Genomic DNA, 20,310 nt, shown 5'->3' with positions numbered 1-20,310 from the left:
CTGCAAGTTGTCGTTCCTTCCATCAATTCCCGCTGGCTGTCGCGTAAAGGCTGGATTACTGTACATGCAAACAGTATTCCGGTGATTTATGAAAGTCGTAGCAATCCAGCCACTCTTGGGATATGGCATCCCGCTTCAACTGTTGTCCTGCTCCGCTGCCGGTGGATTTCCCAGCCCAGCGGCTGATTATTACGAACCACCCATATCGCTTGACGAACTGTTGAACATTCGAGCACCGCATATCTGGATCGTGAAAGTCGAAGGCGAGAGCATGCGCGACGCTGGAATTTTCACCGGAACGAGGTTGATCATCGACCGAACAGTGACGGCGTGTTCCGGACACATTGTGATGGCGTATGTCGACAACCAACCGCTGGTAAAGCGCCTCGCCAAGTCACCTGCAGGCTGGACACTCGAATCAGCAAACCCGGCATACAAGTCCGTCACCCCCGACGAATACAGCACAGTGGAAGTATTCGGCGTTGTGACCTTGAGTTTGTCGCCTCATGAGCTTTGAAAAGCGGCGTCCTGTCTTCGGCCTGGTCGACGCAAACTCGTTCTACTGCAGTTGCGAACGAATTTTTCGGCCTGAGCTGAGGCAGCGGCCTGTCGTCGTCCTTTCGAACAGCGACGGTGCGATTGTTGCGCGCACAAACGAGGCCAAGGCTTTGGGTATAAAAATGGGCGAACCCTATTTCAAGATTCGCAAATTCTTGGAGCAGAACGGTGTTGCCGTGTTCAGCAGCAACTACACGCTTTATGGCGAGTTGTCGCACAGAATGGCCATGGCTACAGCGTCTTTGGTCAGTTCAGTGGAGCAGTATTCGACGAATCCTTCATACGACTAGAAGACCAGCGCGAGCCATTGGTCGACGTGGGCCGAGCAATTCAGGCCCGTGTGCTGCAGTGGGTAGCGCTGCCGGTTGGTGTGGGGATCGGTCACACAAAAACGCTGGCCAAAGCTGCGCAACACGCATCAAAGATATGGCGAGACAAGACCGGAGGCGTAGTCGATCTGCGACGGCCAGAGGCTGTCGAGTGGTTATTGCGCCGTATGCCGGTCGAGGAAGTTTGGGGTATTGGCAGACGTATGCGCGATAACCTGGCCAGCGAGGGAATCACAACCGCTTGGCAGCTTTCCCATGCGGAGCCTCGGACGATGGGCCGCAAATATTCAGTCGTCCTGGAACGGACGATCAGGGAGTTGCGTGGCGAATCCTGCATCGAGCTGGAACAATGTCCACCGGACAAGCAAACCATTTGCTCAAGCAAGATGTTTGGTCAGCGTGTCCACACCATCGAGGGACTTGGCCAAGCGCTGGCTACCTACATTCACAAGGCCGCTGAGAAGCTTCGCAAGCAGCGCTCGCTATGCGGTGGGCTGCGCATTGGCATTCAGACATCGTTTCATGGGGACGGCCCAAAGTACGCCAATGCGGCCACAATCATTCCAGACTATCCAACCGATGATGTGCGGGTGCTGACAAGGCACGCGCTGCGTGCGTTGGAAGGCATCGCCAGATCGCACTGCGCAGTGGTTTAGCCGAACCTCTTGGAATCACGACGACCCTCCGAGTTAAGCACGGGCACGCGTTCGCCTTCATCCCAACCCAAAGTCGAGCGCACCAGCCGGGCAGTCGTCGTAGGTATCGTCGGCCAGTACCGACTCCACTTTATAGGGAGTGAGCTTGGCTAGATGAATCACTCTCGGCCACTGCCATAGCGCATCGGCCACAGTGGTTCAGGCTGCTGGGAAGCAGCGGGAACAGGCCGGGCGCGAACTCCCGCACCCGGATGCCGATGAATGAAGGGTGAGCCCTATGGCGCGGATACCATATCCCCAGCATTTCATGTCTCAAGAATTACAATTGTAGGACGATATACTTAAAATCACTGGTAGCTTCGAGTCATCAGTGATGAACCGTCCGCATCTTGGTACGGCGATGCCGTCATCCAGGATGAGCTAAAAATGCGGGAATTGCAGAGGGTGATGACGTTGATCTATAGCTTCAGTCAGGCGGTTCTCAATCGCGAGGCTTCTAGGCTTCTAGGCGTAGCTAATCAAATGAGGGAGCAAGCCACTCTACTCGAAAACTGCGGATACAACGATCTGGCCAATTCGATTTTGTTGGAATTTGACAAGCTTATGCTCGTGATTGAACAGATTTATGAAGCCATGGATCAGGAAGTCATGGATCAGCTTGGTAACAACGCTAGTCCTGGGGGGGTATGAGCGCCTCGAATTAAAAGCATTAACCATACATAAACATAATTGTCAATAGGGATTTTGGCGTAGACTGCAACCTGCTGCATGATGTTATTAAGCCATCATGCGCACCTAGAGAATTTAATTAATGAAGTCGGTCAGTCGGTCAGTCAGTCGGTCGGTCAGTCGGTCGGTCACATCTGTTGAACAGGTATTCCCCGCTTCAGAACGTTTGATTTCAGCGACTGATCCGAGTGGGAAAATCATTTACTGCAATGATGAATTTGCAAGCATAAGTGGCTACACCCGTGAAGAGTTGGTGGGCAGCCCGCATAATTTGGTTCGACATCCCGATATGCCTCCCGCTGTTTTTGGGCTTATGTGGAGTTATCTGAAGGCTGGCAAAAGCTGGATGGGTATTGTAAAAAATCGCTGCAAAAATGGTGACTATTATTGGGTCAGCGCTTATGTCACGCCAATCATCGAAAACGGCTCATTAACGGGTTATGAGTCTGTTCGAGTCAAGCCAAGTCGAGAACAAATAGAGCGCGCACAAACGATTTATGCTCGCTTGCGAACAGGTAAAGACGCCGTCCCACTGAACCATCACTGCGCAGTGTTCCTCGCAAAACTGGCTTTACCGATTATTGCGGCAACACTTTCGGTTTGCGCATCAACACTACTCCCAGGCGCGCTAGATCAAGCAGTAACAGCCGGGCTTTTTCTTGGTATGGGATGGTGGTTGTATAAGAGAGAGGGCAACTTAATTAACCAGATTATTCAAAGTGTCCCTAATGCATTTTCAGATCCGGTAAGCGCTCTTACATATAGTGACAGATACGGCGCTTCAGCAAGATTAGAAATGATATTGCTAAGCGAGGATGCGCGCCTTAAAACTGCCCTCACTCGATTAGGTGATCTAGCTAACCAGGTGGCCGAAGCCGCTGCTGACTCGTCCTTGCTCTCTAACCAAACTGAACATGCCTTACTGGAACAGCGAGCTGAAACGGACATGACGGCAGCTGCCATGACAGAGATGTCAGCATCAATCAACGAAGTAGCCGGACATGTGCAACAAACGGCCAATGAAGCGCAAACCGCAAATGAACTGGCTGAACAAGGGGATAGAGTCGCGGGGACTTCCCGTGAGGCGATACAGCTTCTTGCGACTACAGTAACGAATATCAGTACTGCCGTAGATAACCTTGCCAGCGAAACGCAGCAAATTATGTCTGCCGCAGAGGTGATTCAATCGATCGCAGATCAAACGAACTTACTTGCACTCAACGCAGCCATTGAAGCTGCTAGAGCTGGTGAGCAGGGGCGCGGTTTCGCGGTGGTTGCCGACGAAGTTCGAGCCTTGGCCAGTAAAACCCGCGTGTCAACTCAGCAAATCCAAAGCGTCATCGAAAGCCTCAAAAAAGGTGCAGATGAAGCTGTTGATATTGCAAAATTGGGTATTCGCGAGGCAGACCACGGCGTACGACAAGTTATTGAAGCCCAAAGTGCTCTTCAAGGGATTCGTGAGGCTGTTGAACGGATCACTGGAATGAGCCAGCAAATGGCAGCGGCCGCAGAAGAACAAGCCCATGTCGCCGAGGATATTGCTCGCCAGATAAACAATGTCGCCGGGACGGTTGAGAGAACAGCGAACAATGCCCACTCCGCAGTGATTCGAGGCGGTGAACTTGAAAACACATCCCGTGGGCTGCACGCATTGGTCGAGCGCTTCAACAGATAGTGTCTTGTGGTGTGAGTGAGGTTCAGAAATGAGTCAAGGATACCGTGCGGCAGTAGATGCGGCTGCTATTTTTTCAGAAACAGACATGGCGGGAAACATTACTTATGTCAACGAACAATTCTGTGCTATTTCTGGATATAGCGCGCACGAGTTGATCGGGCAAAATCATCGTATCCTGAATTCATCTCTGCATCCACCTGAGTTCTTTGCGGAATTGTGGAAAACAATATCGTGCGGAAAAGTTTGGAAAGGTGAAATTTGTAATATTCGTAAGGACGGTACTCTGTATTGGGTAGAAAGCACCATCGTGGCCACTTACGATGGCAAAGCCAACGTACGTAAATACGTTTCTATCCGCTTCGACGTAACAGAAAAGCGAAAGCTGATGGAAGTATTGCAGTGGCGCGCAGATCATGATGTATTAACCGGTTTGCCTAATCGTTCTTTGCTAAACGACCGGTTTAAACAGTCTGTCGCCGCAACACATAGGAATCACAGTTCGCTTGCTGTGTGTATCCTCGACCTCGATGGCTTTAAATTGATCAATGATCGATACGGCCACGCGATAGGTGATCGTTTGTTGGTAGAGGTGAGCGAACGTCTGAAAAAAAACATTCGGGGTGAAGATACCGTCGCACGGTTAGGTGGAGATGAGTTCGTAATTCTTTTGGGCTTATTGAATACGAATGAATTAGAAATGGCGATGGAGAGGATTTTAACGTCTATTTCCCTTGCATATACAATCGACGGTATAGAGCTTAATATTTCTGCAAGTATCGGCGTCACCCTCTACCCAAAAGATAACGCCGATATAGACTCGCTCCTACGTCATGCAGATCAGGCTATGTATAGAGCTAAACTGAGAGGTCGTAACTGCTTTCATTTGTTCAATATGCTGCTGGATAATGAAGCCAGAACAGCTTTCGAGACCGTGGTACTTGTTAGCAAAGCTTTACGTAATGAAGAGTTATGCTTGCATTACCAGCCAAAAATAAATCTGAGCAGCGGGACAGTTACTGGTTATGAAGCCTTGCTGCGCTGGCAGCATCCGCAAGAGGGTATAATCTATCCGCAAAACTTCATCCCGTTTGTTGAACAAACTAATCTGATTGTAGATATTGGCAACTGGGTTATTGAGCAGGCATTAACTCAAATCAGTCGCTGGGCGGAGGTTGGTCAGACTTGGGGTGTGGCCGTGAATATTGCAGCCTTACATTTTCAACGAGAAGATTTTGTCGAGAACTTGAAAGATTTATTATCCCGTTTTCCAAATTCCGCACCGCAGTTGTTAGATATAGAGATTGTCGAATCAGTAATGTTGGAAAATATTCCGCTTGTTGTTAAAAATATTAACGACTGCAAAAAACTTGGCGTTACATTTTCACTGGATGATTTTGGGACTGGGTACTCCTCGCTGAGTTATCTCAAAAAGCTCGAGACGCAATCAATCAAGATTGATCAATCATTTATTCGTGGAATACTTGTCGACAAAAACAGTCTATTATTGACGATAGCTATTATTGGCTTAGCTAAGTCATTTAATAGAGAAGTTATTGCCGAAGGCGTGGAGTCGGTGGAGCAAGCTAAACTTTTGATGCGGCTAGGTTGCGACTCCGCACAGGGCTATAGTTTTGCGAAACCTATGCCGGTGGAAGATGTTATCGGCTGGGCTGAACAGTTTGTACCAATTCATCTATCCATGAGTTCCGAATAGATTTAAAAGACTGAAGTCAATAAGCCAATTAAGATACAGAGCGTTTATAGATAAGTTGACATCCGGAGTGTTGAAGTGCAGTAAGTACGAGCCTCTTCGCTCTTGTTTTGATGATAAAACTTATCATCACTAACTTGGTCATCACTGAAATAAACTTGGCGACAGTGCTTTTCTGCCAATTTACTGCTCAACATCAATATTTTCGCTCCTGACTTCGTCATACTCTGCATCACGGGCCTCCATACTTTGGTCAAAATTGAGGCATTATCGATCAAACTGATGCGCAGCTAACGAGCTGATATCGGCGTCCCAGGAATCATATGTTAAATGCCAAGCCAGAAACCCAAAAGAAAAAAGTCACGGTAGCTGTCAAGCTTCGCCCAGCAACGTTCTACACTCTGGAGGGATGGCTCTTGCTTGGGGGCGCGAACCTGCCTGAACCGTCAACCCTAGCTAGTTTCTTAGAAAACCTTGCTGATACCTGGGCGCGCGACGTAATTAACCAAAATCCTGCTGAAGCAGGACAGCTACGCTCACTTAGGCGTCTACCACTGCCTTTAAAGCCGGTTGATGCTGACCCGAAAAAGTCTGATCGTTAACCAATTATTTCGAGCAGATCTGAAGCTGAAAAAAATATCCACATCGCAAGTAAGACTTGGGATGTATATCCAATCCCTTGAAGGTAATTGGTTCTCGCATCCGTTTTGGAAAGCAAAATTTGTCTTGTACGATCAGGCTGACCTTGAGGCTTTGCAAAGCAGCAAAGTTTCGGCCGTGTGGATCGATTGCTCAAAAGGAATTGATGTCACAGAAATAGTTGAAAATCTGGGTCAGGAACGAAAACAAGCGCTTTCTTATACGGAAAAACTATTGCAAAAGCCAACGCACGCTTCTACAACAGTTGCTGAAGAACTACATCGTGCATCGCAGATTCTCAACCATTCCAAACATGCTGTGATGCAATTATTCAATGATGCCCGGCTCGGAAAAGCGATCGATATAGGACAATGCCTACCTACCGTAGAAGCAATCACCACATCGGTGGCGAGAAACTCATCCGCTCTAATTGGCTTGGCGAGACTGAAAACCAAGGATGAATACACCTATATGCATTCCGTTTCAGTATGCGCGCTGATGGTCGCCTTGTCCAAGCAATTAGGTTTGGATGAGGAGCAGACTCGCGAAGCGGGTATTGCTGGATTGTTGCACGATATTGGTAAGATAGTAATTCCGCGAGTGGTGCTGAACAAACCCGGTAAGCTAACTGATGATGAATTTTCGACAATGCGCGCCCATCCAGAACTTGGCCATGCCATGCTTCTAAAGAGCGAAATGATTCCCCAGTGCGCGCTAGATGTCTGCCTCCACCACCATGAGAAAGTCGATGGTACCGGCTACCCGCACCGCCTCCAAGGCCAGCAAATTAGTGTATTCGCGCGCATGGCGGCAATCTGTGATGTTTACGATGCTATTACCTCAAATCGTCCGTACAAGGAAGCCTGGGATGCCGCTAGCTCTCTTGCGCGCATGGCGAAGTGGACGGGACATTTCGACAAAGAAATTTTTAATGCCTTCGTCAAAACTGTCGGAATTTATCCGCTTGGTAGTTTGGTCAGATTAAATTCCGGTAATTTGGGTGTGGTGATCGGGAAAAACCCGGATCGCCTCAGCAAGCCTATTGTGCGCGTTTTCTTTTCACTTCAGTCAAACACTAGTATTTTTCCGCAAGTGATAGATCTATCACAACCTTCGACAACAGATCGTATTGTCAGCCGGGAAGACCCAGCAAAGTGGGGATTCAAAAATCTAGAAAGCCTTTGGTGCTAACTCACGGTATTAGGATCTGTAGGAGCGCCGGCTGTTCGATCACAATGACAAAACTGCTAATCGAGTTGCTACAGCAACTCGACGTAAAGGTCTAGAGAAACCAAAGGGCGACTTGAAAGATGTACGTGCAGTGCAGCAACTCACAGCCGCACCTACCACGCTGCTGACCAACCCGCGTATTGGCGAACGGCTGGAAGAGTTCGAGCCAAGGGATGTACGCCGAATTCAGATCGGCCAATACGAGATGCGTTACGAGCTAGTTGATTCCACTATCTACCTGCTGCGCCTGTGGCACACCCGCGAAGACCGATAGGTTTTGGCTGGGTCAGGAAAACTGCGAGCCTACGACTGATCAGAAAACCTTAACGTACGATTTTTTCCGAATTCTGTAGGCTCCCCGCTTACGCACTGCAGCCATGCCCCTGTCGCCGGACTGGGGCATGCGTAGGGCACTGCTGAGCCCTAGCTACATGACCAGTTGGGATCAGATGTGGACAGTGAAGTGCTGAATCGCAGGCAAAAAAAAACCGCCTGAGAGGGGCGGTCTTTTTTGCTGGTCTGGTTGAGAGACCTGGCCAGCGGTTCCACTAGATACAGTCACTGAGGACGATAGTAGAAAGAGTTGACATGTATGTCAATCACTACGTCTCATCCTACGTCACTGTCGATCACGCTGGCATGATGCCATTCCAAAGCTGAAAAGATGCGGTATGATGCCCGCGCTTACGTGCGATTAGTATCAAGTGGAAGGGGCTGGACGTAAAGATTTCGCTGTACCACCCCTCCCTACACGGCCCTGAGAAAGCCGTGCTGGTGGATGTTATGGGAGGGCCAACCCTCGGTCGTACTTCCACTAGATACAGTCACTCGTACCTAAAACGCTGAGTGCCAGCACAGGCGTTGGAAGGATGGCCAGCCAACACGGAGGCCATGAAATATGAAGCGCACGCTAAATATTTTGAGCCACGTTTGGGCAACCTTGCGTACTTTGAGCATGCTCAAATCCGCTTGGGAGTTCATTCGTGATCATCACGACGATCTGCTGTAAGGGATAGTCTGGTGACGAACAGCCGCCCTAGCTCGCTAGGGCGGTTTTTTCGTTTAGGCACACCAGAATTCTCGCGTGCGAGAAATGAGTATCACGTCCGAACCGATGGGAACGGTGGAATTGCTTTGCCTTGTGGGTCCGAGCTTGCGTCCCAAGCCCACCACCTGGAACCGTAGTGCGCCCGGTAGTAATCAGCCTTTACCTCTTTTCGTGCCAGATACTTGGGATCAGCACGGCCATATACCTCCATCGGATACTCAGTGCCGGCACTCGCGTCCATCAGCCAGAAGTCGGGGAATACCTGGTCCTCGCTTGAGTCGAATCGCAAGGGTTTGACGAACCTGCGCGATTCCTCCCGCAACCTGGCCTCGATCACAGCTTCATACGAGGATTCCACCGGGATCCACTCGTCACTGACCACCATCAACGCGACATTGAGCGCCTGTGCTTTACCCGGTTCCGTGGGTTGATCGGACTGAACAATCGCTATAACCCGCCGTCCTTGCCTCCAGGCCGACAGCTCACGCTTGAATCGGCGAGCAACGGTCGACCAGATCTCGTCATCGAGGAACATACGAGGTACGCCATTGAACCCGGTTATGGTCAGGTAGCGAGCTGCGGTTTTTTCCCGGTCCTCGGTATGAGCTGCAAGCGGTGCGATCACCAATAAGCGACGGTTGTTCTTGATTGCGCTCTTGACCTTCCGCTCGTTGGCCTCGGATTGAAAACCCTTCGAGCCAGCCGCAATGACAAGCGCATCGCCGATCCGCATTCTGGACGCGAGCATTCGATCTGCAGCGTCTTGCAATCTGCTATGTACGAGGCCCAACCCGCGCTTTCCAGCCATACCAGGCGACCAAGTGTTGAGCCCGGCTTCGTTCCAGAGCAGATGTAACAGGCCGAGCAGGGTCATTGCTGGTTTGGTCGCTTTGCTGCTGGCCGAGCTGCTGCCGGTGGCTTCGGGAGGCTGCCCAGTGTCTGCAGGCTCTTTCTTGCGCAGCGAGAGCGTGAGCTTGATCTTAAGATCCCCCTCGGACGTTTCCTCAACAACGCCTTTACTGTACGAACCAAGACCAGACTTATCAGGATCTGGTGAGTAGTAGATGCAATCCAAGGCGTGTTCGGCGCCGGTGCGGGGATAACGTGAGAGGTGGAATGAATCGCTGTCCGACATATGCCGTACAGCAAGCAAACGACAACCGGTGCCTGGGCACTGACAACTGACAGTGGCTTGCTTGTGCGCTTTCTGCAGCACCGCTTTCCATGGTGCTGCAAAGCTGGCCTGAGTCTGGAACTGTTCGCTGTAGTGCTTGACTGAATCGCCGTGAACGATGGTCACGGCGTATCGTTGATCAGACATAAGATGACTCCTACGGATCGTCGTGGAGCGCGTCGATAGCGGTGCTGGCCATGCGCGCTAAATGCGCTTTAGCCACGTCCGCGACAGCTTCCAGCCAGCGAGGGAAAAACTCGTCGAATGTGAAGTCAATGACAGCACCATCGTGCGGGGATTTGGCGCTTCCCAAATCGATAAACTGCGCGGTGTCGCCGATCCGGCAAAGGTCGTAGGGATCTTCCTGCTGAAACCAATCCAGAAATGCGGCCGCTGGGCCGTGTTCGACCAGAACCTCATATACGTCATGGTCAGGGCCTGTGAAATAGTCATCAGGCCCGTCGCTTTGTATAACTTCTTCCACGTGCCGGATCTGAGCCCGTACATAGCTTGAAGACATTGGTTGGATCTCCGTGTGGTTGCTGACGCCAGATCGGCGCGCTCTGTAAAAACCCACGGCCACGGTGTATGATTGGCGCGTGGATTTTTGCTCCTTCGCAAAAACCTAGAAACCCGCAAGCATTGCCGTGCTGCGGGTTTCGTCATTTCAGGGTTCCTTCTTTTCGCTGCTGTGCGGAATCGAAGGCATATCAGGCAGATCTACACCGTCTAATGAGTCCTGCGCCGGTGGTGCCATACCTGGGCCGGATGGCAATTGGATTTCCCCATCGTTCATGGTCGGCAGTTGCTTGAGATTGTCGCTGCCAAGATCTGCCTGGTCCTCTGACGATATAAGCACTCGCGCATTGAAACGGGCGTACTGCAGATTTTCGCGCTTGTCTGCCCATGCGATCCGGCTATTCACCACATAGGCAAGTGTTCCGCCGCGTTGGCCACCTACACTGATGGTCTGAATCCAGTTGTGCTTGGCCAGGACGCTGATAGCCCGCTTCGTGGTCGCAATGGACGTGTCCATCATCTTGGCCAAAGTCGACTGGCTGACGATCAATGCACCGGACTTATCCATATGCTGAACAATGATGTGCATCAATTGCCCGGCCCTCGGCGCTTGAGCGATGAGAGCCGCCCATGCTTCGTGCCCAGCTCGTTCGGTCTGAACCCATGTGCCGCGTTGTGTCGGTTGGACCAGTGCGCGGACTTCCCCTTCGTCATCAATCATCGTGCCTCCGGCAAGCTGTGTTAGCGTGTTAGATATCGTGCAAATTTGGAAGATATCGAACAAGGTTGGTCTATCTTAGCTCATGGCGTGAGCGATAGGTAGTGCATCCATGCACGTTATCTCTCACAAAATGAGGGATATCGTTCAAGGATGAGCGAGGGGTAGCTCATGGGGGGTTAGCTCATCTGGTGAGCTAACGTAGCTCACAGATAGTGAGCGGGGGTTAGCTCATGGATAATGAGCGATGGTGGTGCAAAGTAGGTGAACTGAGGTTCGCTCAAGTAGTGAGCTAGATAATGCTCTGGAAGCCCCGTAATTCAAGGGCTTCTATCTCCTGGTTCTTATGATCTCTAACCACTCCAACTCATGCAGTGGCTGTTAGGGACCCAAGGTCGCCTGCCGGCGGCGGCCAGTCGTGAACAAATGACAGACTACGGCTACGCCTTCGCTAGTCATTCATTCCCAACCGGCTCAACTGGATAAACCTTCGCCCAGTTCGTCACGGATACGCATCACGGTCGTTGTTGAACAAGCAGCATGCCGGGCGATCGCTCGGATTCCAAGGCCAGCGGCCAAAAGCTCACTAACACGCTTTCGTAGTTCCAGATCTGCCGGTCTGCCCTTGTAGACCCCTGCGGCTTTGGCTTTGGTGATGCCTTGCGACTGCCGGTGCCGACGCTGCAGATAATCCTTCCGGGCGATTGCCGCCATCATATCCGTCATCATTGAATTGATCGCGGCCAACATTCGATCAGTGAACTCGTCACCAGATGGCAAAGTGAGGCCCTGGTAACTAGTCGGCAGGTCGACGGCTACGATTCGCAGCCCTCTGCTGTCAATCGCGGTTCTCAGTGCGCGCCAGTCCTGGTCATTCATACGAGACAGCCGGTCAATAGCCTCAACCAGAATTACGTCACCCCGGCGCGCATCATTCAGAAGGCGTTGAAGCTCTGGACGATCAGCGAGCGTGCCGCTGATGTTCTCCATGTAACTGGCAGCGATAACCTTTCCGTGGCTTGCAACAAATTCTTCCAGTTGATCACGGGCACGATTGGCGTCCTGATCCTCGGTAGAGGCTCGGAGGTAAGCACGCACGAACATGGAAACCTCTCTGTATCATTTTGGGTGTGTTCATCGAAGTGTATCAGAAAGGCTGTCACTTAAATTGAATCGTTCGTGCAGATCGAGAGTGCCGCCGCGTCTTACTTGAGATATACCCAAATATGACAGGCTGATCACCCATTGTCGGGCGACCCAATCACATTGATTACTCGCTTTTTCAACCAGACACTGGGGTAGTTGGGGAGGGTAACGACCAGCTTAGGGGCTTGCCCCCTGTACGTACGACACAGGGGGCAGGTCAGTCAGGCATTGAAGAGACTTAGAACGAACCAAATGCCGACTGCTAAAGCCGCAACCTGAGCGGCAACCCGGACAACCTTGGCCGAAAGAGTGTCAGTGGTCACGGCGAAGAATCCGGTCAAGCAACAGCCAATGGCTGCAGTTATTGGAGTCCACCACCAAAAGGCGTCCATGCCGAATGGTTTGAGGATGCCGGGCGTCATTGAAAGGATCACTGTAGCTAACAGTGGTCTGAGCCAGGCCATGTTGCGCTGCAAGTACGTGTCGCTGTTGTCGTGCAATTTCCCTGTGTCCATATTTGTACTCCCTATCTACTCAGTTTGTGTTCAACGCATCCATGCTTCTCGAAGTCTCGTCAGCACTGGTGCGACCTTCTCTACTGCTGTGCGTTGATCCGATGCAGCCCTCAACAGATCCATTGCATCCACTACGGGTTGATACTGCTGGTCGGCCTTTTCCTGGCCAAACTGCTTCACCAGCTCGGTGTGGCCAACATCAGGCAATGGTAATGGTTTGTTCTGCTGTGCCTCGGTCAGAGCCTCGCGGGCTTTCTTGTGTGCGAGTTCCGCGTCAGTCAGCTTTTGATAATGTTTCTGCCGCTGGCTTTGGTCGGGTTCGAATTCGGCAGCAAGTTGAAGCTGTGCCATCAGCCATAGTGATCGGTCGATACGACTTACAGCCTCGTTCAGAGGCTCAAGAATGGCTGTCAGTTCTTTCATGGTGACTGGTTTTTCATTGTTCATTGGTCAAGATCCTTGGTGGTGATTGAGTGCGTTTGCCAATAGCGCAATCGCTCCGCATCGGCTTCCTTGACGAAGCGATCGATCATGTCAGTGGGTGCGCAGATCTGCGCGCACTTCCATCCATCTGGCGTTTTGAGGAGATAGGCCGAGTAAATTTTGTCGCGGATGGCGAGTGCCCGTTGTTTGGTGAGCCCATGGGCATTGGCAACGGCTACAAGCCCTTTTCCCTCGACTAGCAGCTCATAGGCTACGTCGAGGTTACGGGTGTGCATCTTTGATGATGAGCGGATCCGCTCAAATTCATCGGGCGGAATCCGCAGGTCCTGGTCAGACATTCGGCCACTCATTCTGGCGCTTTCCAGTTGTCAGCCTGCGCAGCGCGGGCTTTATCCAGTTCGGCTTTCAGATAGTCGACTTCGGACTGCAGCGTCTCAAGCTGAGCGGCCAACACAGTATTGGCTTCACGCAGCTTGTCGAGTTCATCATCGAGAAGGGCAGGGCCTGCAGGTTTTGGCTTTGGCTTAGCTCCGCCGTGAACGCGTAGGGCTTTGGTTGTGCGTAGTGCTGTTCGCACTTCGGTGCGCAGGTTCATATCTGGATTGGCGTCTGCGCGCTGTAGCAGGTCAGCAGCAACCTCATTATTTAAACGGTCAAGGCGGGCCAGGTCATTGACGGTTGATATGTCCGCGGTGATGCCCTTCGTTACAGCGTCACGGCTTGCGCCGTCACTGGTGACGTTCTCCAGGTAAGCGATGCGCTCGGCTACCCAGTTCAAGCTTTTATTCCATTCGTCAGCCACGGCCTGCAGCGTGCCCAGTTCTTCCTTGTCAGCCTTGAGAGCGAGTGCAATATCTAGCTGCGTAAGGTTTTCGCTGTGTACGTTCTCCGAACGCTGGATCCGCTTGGCCTGTGCGTCGGTGAGTTCACGCACGACCGCCTTGAGCAGAATGCCCTTCATTTCACATGCCAAATACCGGCGCTCTCCAGCGACCATCAGGTACTTGAACCCCGATTCGGGGTTAGGGTGAGGCCTGAGAATTGCAGGCTCGATCTGGCCATTTTGCTGAATGTCGTCGCCCAGTTCCTCAAGCGATTCCTTGGTGAAGCCTGGGTTATTACGGTTTCTGATCTGCTTGATGCACTGTATTTCGCCGGTGCTTACCCCGATGATGACTTCACCATCGTTGAGTGCCGGTTTCTTCTGAAAGTCCGAAAGCTTCTTGGCAGTCGCGGCGGCGACCCTGCCAAATGAATTAGTCTTTGTCATGGCATATACCTCAGTTTGACCAGACCTTTTCGAGAACAGCGGCACAGGCAGATTTCATTTCTTGGCCTGCTGCACGCTGGCTGCCTGACTTGGCTTTCCACCAGACAGGATTTCCGTTTGCGAGCGCTTTGTTGATGCATGGCCGGTGAACGATATGCACCGGAAACATGGCATCGCCGTAGTCGTCACGAAGGCTGGGCAGCAGCTCAAGTTCTTCGCTTGACCGGCTGTTGATCTGGTTGGGGAGAAACCCGAGGAACTGTAAGTCGGGGTTGTATTGCTCACGGACAGCTTCGATTGTGGACAGAAGCTTGGGCATCCGAGCGAGGGTGAAGGCGCTGATATTGAACGGTGCTACGACTGCATCAGAGGCTGCAAGAGCGGCAATCATTCGGCGCTGCAGGTTTGGCGGGGTATCGATCATGCAAAGGTCAAAGTCAGCGGCGAAATGATCCAGCGCCCCTTTCAGATTAGTCACGATGCTGAGATCCATGTCGTCAACATCGAGCAACGGAACGTCGGCCTGAATAAGCCAGATGTTCGGAGCGACCTGGCGAGGATATAAGCCCTTGTATCCATCGGTGAACAACATGCTGGATTCGAGATAGGTTGTATCGTCGCCGTCTTCTGCAGGGGGGTAGAACTGCGAGAGATCGCCTTCATCGAGGTCTACGACAAGCACGCGTTTACCTTGCTCGGCAGCTAGGCTGACAAGATGAACTTCGATAGTCGTTTTGCCGACCCCGCCTTTTTGGTTCGCCACGGTAGTGACCTTCATCGCCATGATTGTTCTCCGGTGAGCGCTGATTTGTGTAGGTACATCGTTGCATGGGTAAACACTACGGTCAACATCAAAATGGGGTTTACTATAAATTTTCTCGCATGCGAGAAAACGGCGGCCTGCTAAAATCGGCGCTAGGTCAGAAGGTCTATAGAGCGGGGCTGTTTCCTTGCGTTTCTATTGCCGCTGACCAAGGGTGGCGGATCAGGGCGGCTCCTGTCCGTTGCCCGACCCCTCTAGCCCGCGCCTTACGACCGTTCGTCCCCCCGCTGTAACAAAATCTTTTTTACGTTGTCATTAGCGCGTGAAGCACTGTCTTGGTGCCACTACCGCTCATTGCAGGGCCGTGCGCCCTGCTCCAGCCGATGACGTGATATGGAAATTCGTCTACCTATCAAACACTTATAGTTGCTGAACCGTTTCCGGGCGGATGCCTGGGGCTAGACCTTTCGTTTTTTTGCGACATGGATCCAAGTTTTTCACAATGAAATCTTGATTTCGTGTAATGAAAGTCCTATTTTGTGTAACTAAACAAGAATTTCATTGAATAAAACTCCAAAGAGGGAAGAAATGAGAGGTGGGATCTAGATCAAAACCTTGTGGGACTCCAGTATCGCCCCTGTATCTAGTCAACGGTTGCCCAGGGGAAATGATGCAGAGCCTAGACAAAAGAGAGCTGGCGGTTTTCGCCGTCGCACAGCCGGATTACCGAGTCGTTCTTGAGGAACGAATCGAAAGCGACGGACGAAAGTGGGTATTAATTATTGAAAGTCCTTCGACGGGACAGGTTTACAACGTTGTAACCGCGTTAGGGAAAACCAGGTTATTCAAGAATGCCGATACTGCTATCGACTTCATAAAGGAAACCTGCCCTAACAATCCTTTTAGAGTAATAACAGTAATGTACGGGGGTCCCCCGTCATGATTAAAGAGGCAATGGTATGCAAACCCAAACTTCCAAAGTTGGACGCAACATAGAAGGACTGAACAAAGACACATGGCGTACTTGGCTAAAGGCCAAGGCTTCAAAGACCCTCCAAAGCGTTCTCTCGCAAAAGACCCCTTCGCATAAAGTGATGATGCGTAATGATTGGGTGGCCAAAGCCACCAAGCTCGCTACGCTGGGGTCGATTGTCTCCCTTGCCCTGATCCCTGAATTCGCCAACGCGGCATTAGATTTCAGTGGGTTGAAGAGCATGGCCAAGGACTTTGTGTCCTTTCTTATCTTCGACGTAGGCTACTACCTGGGCATCGCTGCTATCGCGTTCTGCGGGTTCCAGGCCAAGTCCGGGCGTATGTCGTGGGGCCAATTCGGCTGGGCGGTATTCGGTATCTTCCTTGTGTTCTTCGCACCGAACTTTGTCGACACGATCAAAGAAGGCGCTCAATCAAGCTTGAGGTAAACCATGGCCGAGCAAGATCCTGATGAAGGTGAAGTGCTCGTTGTGGCGATGGCCCGGCCATCAATGGTGGGGCCGTTTACCTTATCGAGTATTTTGATCAGCCTTATTACCCCAGTGTTGGCAGCACTGCTACTTCGTTCTCTTTACGTGCTGGCAATCATGCCACTACTTTTTGCCGCTGCTTACTGGATATGTAGCAAAGACGTTTACTTATTTGGTGTGCTTAGAGCGGCATTCAAGTTGAGAGCGTCACGGCTACGCAAATTGTGGGGATACAGAAGTTATGCGCCTCGTTGATAAAGCTTTTAACAAGCTAGTGCGAAATATGGATCTTTCGCTTGGTGTCCAACATCCAGAAGGATCCGATCAGGATCTTGATGAGTTGGTGGTCAGCGAGATGGTGCCGTATGACGTGCATTATGACGATCAAACCGTCATCACCGGCGAGGATTCGCTTGTGCAGGTCATCAAAATTGATGGTCTGATGTTCAACTCGCTCACTAGCACGCAAATCAAGCTGTTCGAAGAACGCCGCAATACCGTGCTGCGCACAGTGGCAAGCAGTGATTTTGCCATTTACGTTCATGTCATCCGCCGTAAGGTGATCGACTTTCCCGAAGGGCAGGGCGGTACTTGGTTCTCCAAGTATTTCAATGCCCGGTTGCGCAAGCGCTATGAAAACAGAGGTTTCTACGTCAACGAGATCTATATCTCGTTGGTTCGGAATCGCTTTCGCTCCGGCGTGCCAGGCCTCATGGATCGGGCAATTGCGCTGGTCACGGGTAATTCAGCTGCGGATGAAGCAGGTGAGACACACGAAGCGATGGCCGACTCGCTCTACAAGGCCGCAAACCTTGTACTGCGGGGGTTGTCCGACTACGGCGCGACCCGTCTGCGCATTCAGCGTCATCCGTCTGCAACCAACGGTACGATTGATCGCGAAGCTGCGTACCAAGCGGTGGGCCGCTTTCAGTGGAAATGGGAGGACTTCAAAGTCCAGCTCGGCGATCACGCTGAATATGACGCAGAAGCCGTTTACGATTACCTGGGCGAGGAATACTGCGAGCTGAGCAGCTTCTTCAACTACTTGATCAATCTTGAGTTCCGGAAAATCCCGGTCACTGAGCTGAAAATCAAGGAGGTTTTGCCCTATGCCCGGCTGAATTTCCGGATCCTGGCAAACATGTGCGAGATTCGAGGCAGTACGTCAGCACGCATCGGCTCCATGTTGAGCATGGCCGAATGGCCGCGTCGTACACCGTCGCGCATGATGAACAAATTCCTTCAACAACCAGTTGAATTCATCATCACTCAATCGTTTTTCTTCGAAAACCGTATTGAAGCTGAGTCGGCAATGATGGATGAAACTCGGCGACTCAAGGTTGCGGATCCACATAAGATCTCGGAAGACGATGCAAAGGAACTGGCCGAGGGTATCCGTGCTTTACGCCGTGGCGATACGGTCAACGGCAAACATCACCTGACCATTTTTATCCACGTTCCATCAGACGCAAACACCAGTCCTGAGAGTCGCAAAGCGAATGTGAAGCGACTGGATGATGCAGTTGGTTTGATCGAAGGCTGCTTTGTCGACCTGAACGTCAAGTCGGTCCGTGAGTGGTTGGCCCTTGAGACGTTCTTCTGGTCGCAGCTACCTGGTCAACAAGAAGCTCTTATCGGACGCCGGGGAAAGATCAAGTCAACCAACTTTGCGGGCTTCGCATCGTTGCACAACTTTGCTCGCGGACGTCGTGACGGCAACCTGTGGGGGCCTGCGATCACTGCTTTCGAAACGGAAAGTGGCACTCAATACAACTTCAACTTCCACCGTGAATTAGAAGGGATGGTCGCTGGCCACACTGGCGTGGCTGCAGGCACCGGTGCCGGTAAAACGGCATTGATCACTGAAGCCGTCAGCGAAGCGGATAAAGCTTTGCCGGTGGTGTACTGGTTCGATATGCGCTACGGGGCAACCGTTTTCATGATGGCCATGGGTGGGGTCCATTCCATCCTTTCCCCACATAACAGCATGGGTTGGAACCCCTTCAAATTGCCTGACACTCCTGAGAATCGTGCTTACCTCATCGATCTGCAGATCCAGATGCGTGAATGCTACGCAAGCACTCCCACTGAGGCCGACGATATCAAGCGGTTCAAGGATGCAGTAAACGAGAACTACGAGCTGCCTTACGAGAATCGCCGGTTGCGCAATGTCGTGTGGACCTATGGGCACGGTGCATTAGCCGACATCATGGCCATCTGGCACGGGGCCAAAGGCATCGAAGGTGCAAACGCCGGCGTATTTGATAACGAAACAGATACTTTCGATCTCAGTAAGTCCCGGCACTACTGCTTTGAAATGTCGGAGCTGATGAAAGGCGGCGAAGCACGCCCGGAACTGCCTGTAGTGATGAGCTACCCATTGCACTGCATTGAGCAGGCCATGAATGGCAGCCCCTTCATTCTGGTTTTGGATGAAGGGCAGAACCTGGTCAAAAACGATTTTTGGCGCAATCGAATTGACAATTTCATCATGCAGATCCGCCGTAAAAACGGGATTTTGATCTTCATCACTCCTGACGCTAAATACTTCCACAGTGAAACCGACTCCATCGATAAGCAGACCGTAACCAAGATCTACCTGGCCAGCGACTCGGTGAAAGACGAAGACCATAAGAACCTGACGGAAGAAGAAAAGAAGTGGTTGCGCGAGCTGAATCCAAAGGACCGCAAATTCCTCATTCGTCGCGGTCAGGAATCTATTCGAGCGTGCTTCGACCTGTCCTCCGATAACCCTGACGAAGACCTGTCCGATTTCATTCCGGTCCTGTCTTCAAACGATGTTGGTGTGGCCTTGATGTACTCGATCATCGAGCGCCTGGGCACCAATGACCCCGAGGTCTGGGTGCCAGTTTTCATGGCAGAGGCCAAGGCCAATAACACCCACAACTTGAAGGCGATTCGATGATGACTATCAAAAAACTCAGTTTGGCCATTGCCGTAACCATGGCGATTTCCGGTCAGGCAGGCGCAACAGGCGTGCCAACTGGTGATGCGGGCACATGGACTGCATTGGCTCAAAACCTTCGTCAGCTGCAAGAGGAATACAAGGTTCTCAAACAGCAGTACGAAACGCAGACCGACATTATGAACAACATGCGCGGTTCTTATGGCCGTGGTGCTATCGGTCTGAGCGATTCGATCAACTCTGCATCGGTGGTGCCCGGTTCCTGGCAAGAAGTTGTTTCCCGTCAGAACTCTGGTGCCTACGGCAGTAAGCAGTCGTATTACGAGGAGCTGGTCAACACCCTGCCACAAGAGCTGTTTGCTAATCCTGACAGCAACCGCGCACGTGGCTACCAGCTCAGTTCCAACTCTGTTGTTGCTGCAATGTCTGCCGGTGAGGCGCTGTACAGCGAGGTACAGGTTCACTTGAACAACCTGACCACGCTCTCCATGCAAGTGGATAGCACCACGAACTCCAAGGATGCTGCCGACCTGCAAAACCGGATTGCCACTGAGAACGGCATGCTCACGTCTGCCCAGTCAAAGCTGCAGGCATTGAACATGAACCTGCAGGCGAACCTGGCCAATCAGGAAAACCAAGCAACGTCGCAGAACGAACAGTTCTTCCGTTGGAAAAAAGACTAATTCTCGCGTGCGAGAAAAGGAGATCACATGAAAACTCTTTGGCTGATTCTCAAGATCCTCACCGTACCGGCCTGGGGGCCACTGTGGCTGTTCTACCGGTTCGGCAAGTTCATG

The 20,310-nt window shown here is 51.6% G+C and carries 20 protein-coding genes and 4 pseudogenes; 15 read left to right on the top strand and 9 right to left on the bottom strand.

Features of this window, described 5'->3' with window-relative positions; all coding sequences use genetic code 11:
* Window positions 1–88: 88 nt before the first annotated feature.
* The 11 genes and pseudogenes from DM374_RS31070 to DM374_RS31035 form a co-directional block, all read left to right on the top strand.
* Window positions 89–517 carry a LexA family protein gene (locus DM374_RS31070; RefSeq protein ID WP_110973331.1) on the top strand — a complete coding sequence of 143 codons (429 nt, stop codon included), beginning with the start codon at window positions 89–91 and terminating at the stop codon, window positions 515–517.
* On the top strand, window positions 507–848 hold the full coding sequence (locus DM374_RS33920) for a Y-family DNA polymerase (RefSeq protein ID WP_225422640.1): 342 nt from the start codon (window positions 507–509) through the stop codon (window positions 846–848). Before DM374_RS31070 ends, DM374_RS33920 begins: the two co-directional genes overlap by 11 nt.
* Before the next feature lie 50 nt (window positions 849–898).
* A complete protein-coding gene (locus tag DM374_RS33915; protein ID WP_225422639.1) occupies window positions 899–1,543 on the top strand; it encodes a DinB/UmuC family translesion DNA polymerase in 645 nt (214 codons plus the stop codon).
* Window positions 1,544–1,969: 426 nt separating this feature from the next.
* Window positions 1,970–2,233: a hypothetical protein gene (locus DM374_RS31060; RefSeq protein WP_110973330.1), complete on the top strand. Its 264-nt coding sequence runs from the start codon at window positions 1,970–1,972 to the stop codon at window positions 2,231–2,233.
* 121 nt (window positions 2,234–2,354) lie between these two features.
* A pseudogene (locus DM374_RS34610) lies at window positions 2,355–2,657 on the top strand (PAS domain-containing protein); the annotation flags it as partial.
* A 348-nt stretch (window positions 2,658–3,005) separates the two neighbouring features.
* Window positions 3,006–3,947 (top strand): annotated as a pseudogene (locus tag DM374_RS31055) (methyl-accepting chemotaxis protein); the annotation flags it as partial.
* A 28-nt stretch (window positions 3,948–3,975) separates the two neighbouring features.
* Window positions 3,976–5,661, top strand: coding sequence for a putative bifunctional diguanylate cyclase/phosphodiesterase (locus DM374_RS31050; protein ID WP_110973328.1), 1,686 nt, complete (start codon window positions 3,976–3,978; stop codon window positions 5,659–5,661).
* A 320-nt stretch (window positions 5,662–5,981) separates the two neighbouring features.
* Window positions 5,982–6,260, top strand: a complete 279-nt coding sequence (locus tag DM374_RS33335) for a hypothetical protein (RefSeq protein ID WP_157969781.1) — start codon at window positions 5,982–5,984, stop codon at window positions 6,258–6,260.
* Window positions 6,232–7,488, top strand: a complete 1,257-nt coding sequence (locus tag DM374_RS31045; protein WP_110973327.1) for an HD-GYP domain-containing protein — start codon at window positions 6,232–6,234, stop codon at window positions 7,486–7,488. Before DM374_RS33335 ends, DM374_RS31045 begins: the two co-directional genes overlap by 29 nt.
* Window positions 7,489–7,612: 124 nt before the next feature.
* A pseudogene (locus tag DM374_RS31040) lies at window positions 7,613–7,801 on the top strand (type II toxin-antitoxin system RelE/ParE family toxin); the annotation flags it as partial.
* 100 nt (window positions 7,802–7,901) lie between these two features.
* A pseudogene (locus DM374_RS31035) lies at window positions 7,902–7,997 on the top strand (DUF4113 domain-containing protein); the annotation flags it as partial.
* A 630-nt stretch (window positions 7,998–8,627) separates the two neighbouring features.
* Here DM374_RS31035 and DM374_RS31030 read toward each other — a convergent pair.
* The 9 genes from DM374_RS31030 to DM374_RS30990 all read right to left on the bottom strand — a co-directional run bounded on the left by DM374_RS31030 (window position 8,628) and on the right by DM374_RS30990 (window position 15,145).
* Complete coding sequence (locus tag DM374_RS31030) at window positions 8,628–9,896, bottom strand: DUF1173 family protein (RefSeq protein ID WP_110973325.1); 1,269 nt, start codon at window positions 9,894–9,896, stop codon at window positions 8,628–8,630.
* A gap of 10 nt (window positions 9,897–9,906) precedes the next feature.
* Window positions 9,907–10,269, bottom strand: coding sequence for a hypothetical protein (locus DM374_RS31025; protein WP_110973324.1), 363 nt, complete (start codon window positions 10,267–10,269; stop codon window positions 9,907–9,909).
* Between the two features lie 147 nt (window positions 10,270–10,416).
* The gene (locus DM374_RS31020) at window positions 10,417–10,989 is read right to left on the bottom strand and encodes a helix-turn-helix domain-containing protein (protein ID WP_110973323.1); all 573 of its coding nucleotides are present in this window, start codon (window positions 10,987–10,989) and stop codon (window positions 10,417–10,419) included.
* 471 nt (window positions 10,990–11,460) lie between these two features.
* On the bottom strand, window positions 11,461–12,090 hold the full coding sequence (locus DM374_RS31015) for a recombinase family protein (protein WP_110973322.1): 630 nt from the start codon (window positions 12,088–12,090) through the stop codon (window positions 11,461–11,463).
* Between the two features lie 263 nt (window positions 12,091–12,353).
* Window positions 12,354–12,647, bottom strand: coding sequence for a hypothetical protein (locus DM374_RS31010; RefSeq protein WP_110973321.1), 294 nt, complete (start codon window positions 12,645–12,647; stop codon window positions 12,354–12,356).
* A 30-nt stretch (window positions 12,648–12,677) separates the two neighbouring features.
* On the bottom strand, window positions 12,678–13,094 hold the full coding sequence (locus tag DM374_RS31005; RefSeq protein WP_110973320.1) for a hypothetical protein: 417 nt from the start codon (window positions 13,092–13,094) through the stop codon (window positions 12,678–12,680).
* Window positions 13,091–13,429 carry a TrfB-related DNA-binding protein gene (locus DM374_RS31000; protein ID WP_177431632.1) on the bottom strand — a complete coding sequence of 113 codons (339 nt, stop codon included), beginning with the start codon at window positions 13,427–13,429 and terminating at the stop codon, window positions 13,091–13,093. The genes DM374_RS31005 and DM374_RS31000 overlap by 4 nt, the downstream gene beginning before the upstream one ends.
* Window positions 13,430–13,437: 8 nt before the next feature.
* Window positions 13,438–14,361, bottom strand: coding sequence for a ParB/RepB/Spo0J family partition protein (locus tag DM374_RS30995; protein WP_110973318.1), 924 nt, complete (start codon window positions 14,359–14,361; stop codon window positions 13,438–13,440).
* A 10-nt stretch (window positions 14,362–14,371) separates the two neighbouring features.
* Window positions 14,372–15,145, bottom strand: coding sequence for a ParA family protein (locus tag DM374_RS30990; protein ID WP_110973317.1), 774 nt, complete (start codon window positions 15,143–15,145; stop codon window positions 14,372–14,374).
* 938 nt (window positions 15,146–16,083) lie between these two features.
* Here DM374_RS30990 and DM374_RS30980 point away from each other — a divergent pair.
* From DM374_RS30980 to DM374_RS30965, 4 genes are read left to right on the top strand one after another with little or no spacing between them, the layout of a single operon-like run.
* Complete coding sequence (locus DM374_RS30980; protein WP_110973315.1) at window positions 16,084–16,545, top strand: TrbC/VirB2 family protein; 462 nt, start codon at window positions 16,084–16,086, stop codon at window positions 16,543–16,545.
* Window positions 16,546–16,548: 3 nt separating this feature from the next.
* Entirely contained in the window at window positions 16,549–16,842 is a 294-nt protein-coding gene (locus DM374_RS30975) for a VirB3 family type IV secretion system protein (RefSeq protein WP_110973314.1), read from the top strand.
* A complete protein-coding gene (locus tag DM374_RS30970) occupies window positions 16,829–19,513 on the top strand; it encodes a VirB4 family type IV secretion/conjugal transfer ATPase (protein WP_225422638.1) in 2,685 nt (894 codons plus the stop codon). Before DM374_RS30975 ends, DM374_RS30970 begins: the two co-directional genes overlap by 14 nt.
* Window positions 19,510–20,196 carry a type IV secretion system protein gene (locus tag DM374_RS30965; protein ID WP_225422637.1) on the top strand — a complete coding sequence of 229 codons (687 nt, stop codon included), beginning with the start codon at window positions 19,510–19,512 and terminating at the stop codon, window positions 20,194–20,196. Before DM374_RS30970 ends, DM374_RS30965 begins: the two co-directional genes overlap by 4 nt.
* Window positions 20,197–20,310: the final 114 nt, after the last annotated feature.

The sequence above is a fragment of the Pseudomonas huaxiensis genome, from assembly GCF_003231275.1.
GTDB lineage: Bacteria > Pseudomonadota > Gammaproteobacteria > Pseudomonadales > Pseudomonadaceae > Aquipseudomonas > Aquipseudomonas huaxiensis.
The sequence above is the reverse complement of the archived record's forward strand: the minus strand, read 5'-3'. Positions and strand labels throughout refer to the sequence as shown.

Bases quoted from the DNA above. Each gene is read 5' to 3' on its own strand.
- DM374_RS31070 (WP_110973331.1), top strand. From the start codon at position 89: ATGAAAGTCGTAGCAATCCAGCCACTCTTGGGATATGGCATCCCGCTT.
- DM374_RS33920 (WP_225422640.1), top strand. From the start codon at position 507: ATGAGCTTTGAAAAGCGGCGTCCTGTCTTCGGCCTGGTCGACGCAAAC.
- DM374_RS31060 (WP_110973330.1), top strand. From the start codon at position 1,970: ATGCGGGAATTGCAGAGGGTGATGACGTTGATCTATAGCTTCAGTCAG.
- DM374_RS31050 (WP_110973328.1), top strand. From the start codon at position 3,976: ATGAGTCAAGGATACCGTGCGGCAGTAGATGCGGCTGCTATTTTTTCA.
- DM374_RS33335 (WP_157969781.1), top strand. From the start codon at position 5,982: ATGTTAAATGCCAAGCCAGAAACCCAAAAGAAAAAAGTCACGGTAGCT.
- DM374_RS31045 (WP_110973327.1), top strand. From the start codon at position 6,232: ATGCTGACCCGAAAAAGTCTGATCGTTAACCAATTATTTCGAGCAGAT.
- DM374_RS31030 (WP_110973325.1), bottom strand. From the start codon at position 9,896: ATGTCTGATCAACGATACGCCGTGACCATCGTTCACGGCGATTCAGTC.
- DM374_RS31025 (WP_110973324.1), bottom strand. From the start codon at position 10,269: ATGTCTTCAAGCTATGTACGGGCTCAGATCCGGCACGTGGAAGAAGTT.
- DM374_RS31020 (WP_110973323.1), bottom strand. From the start codon at position 10,989: ATGATTGATGACGAAGGGGAAGTCCGCGCACTGGTCCAACCGACACAA.
- DM374_RS31015 (WP_110973322.1), bottom strand. From the start codon at position 12,090: ATGTTCGTGCGTGCTTACCTCCGAGCCTCTACCGAGGATCAGGACGCC.
- DM374_RS31010 (WP_110973321.1), bottom strand. From the start codon at position 12,647: ATGGACACAGGGAAATTGCACGACAACAGCGACACGTACTTGCAGCGC.
- DM374_RS31005 (WP_110973320.1), bottom strand. From the start codon at position 13,094: ATGAACAATGAAAAACCAGTCACCATGAAAGAACTGACAGCCATTCTT.
- DM374_RS31000 (WP_177431632.1), bottom strand. From the start codon at position 13,429: ATGTCTGACCAGGACCTGCGGATTCCGCCCGATGAATTTGAGCGGATC.
- DM374_RS30995 (WP_110973318.1), bottom strand. From the start codon at position 14,361: ATGACAAAGACTAATTCATTTGGCAGGGTCGCCGCCGCGACTGCCAAG.
- DM374_RS30990 (WP_110973317.1), bottom strand. From the start codon at position 15,145: ATGGCGATGAAGGTCACTACCGTGGCGAACCAAAAAGGCGGGGTCGGC.
- DM374_RS30980 (WP_110973315.1), top strand. From the start codon at position 16,084: ATGCAAACCCAAACTTCCAAAGTTGGACGCAACATAGAAGGACTGAAC.
- DM374_RS30975 (WP_110973314.1), top strand. From the start codon at position 16,549: ATGGCCGAGCAAGATCCTGATGAAGGTGAAGTGCTCGTTGTGGCGATG.
- DM374_RS30970 (WP_225422638.1), top strand. From the start codon at position 16,829: ATGCGCCTCGTTGATAAAGCTTTTAACAAGCTAGTGCGAAATATGGAT.
- DM374_RS30965 (WP_225422637.1), top strand. From the start codon at position 19,510: ATGATGACTATCAAAAAACTCAGTTTGGCCATTGCCGTAACCATGGCG.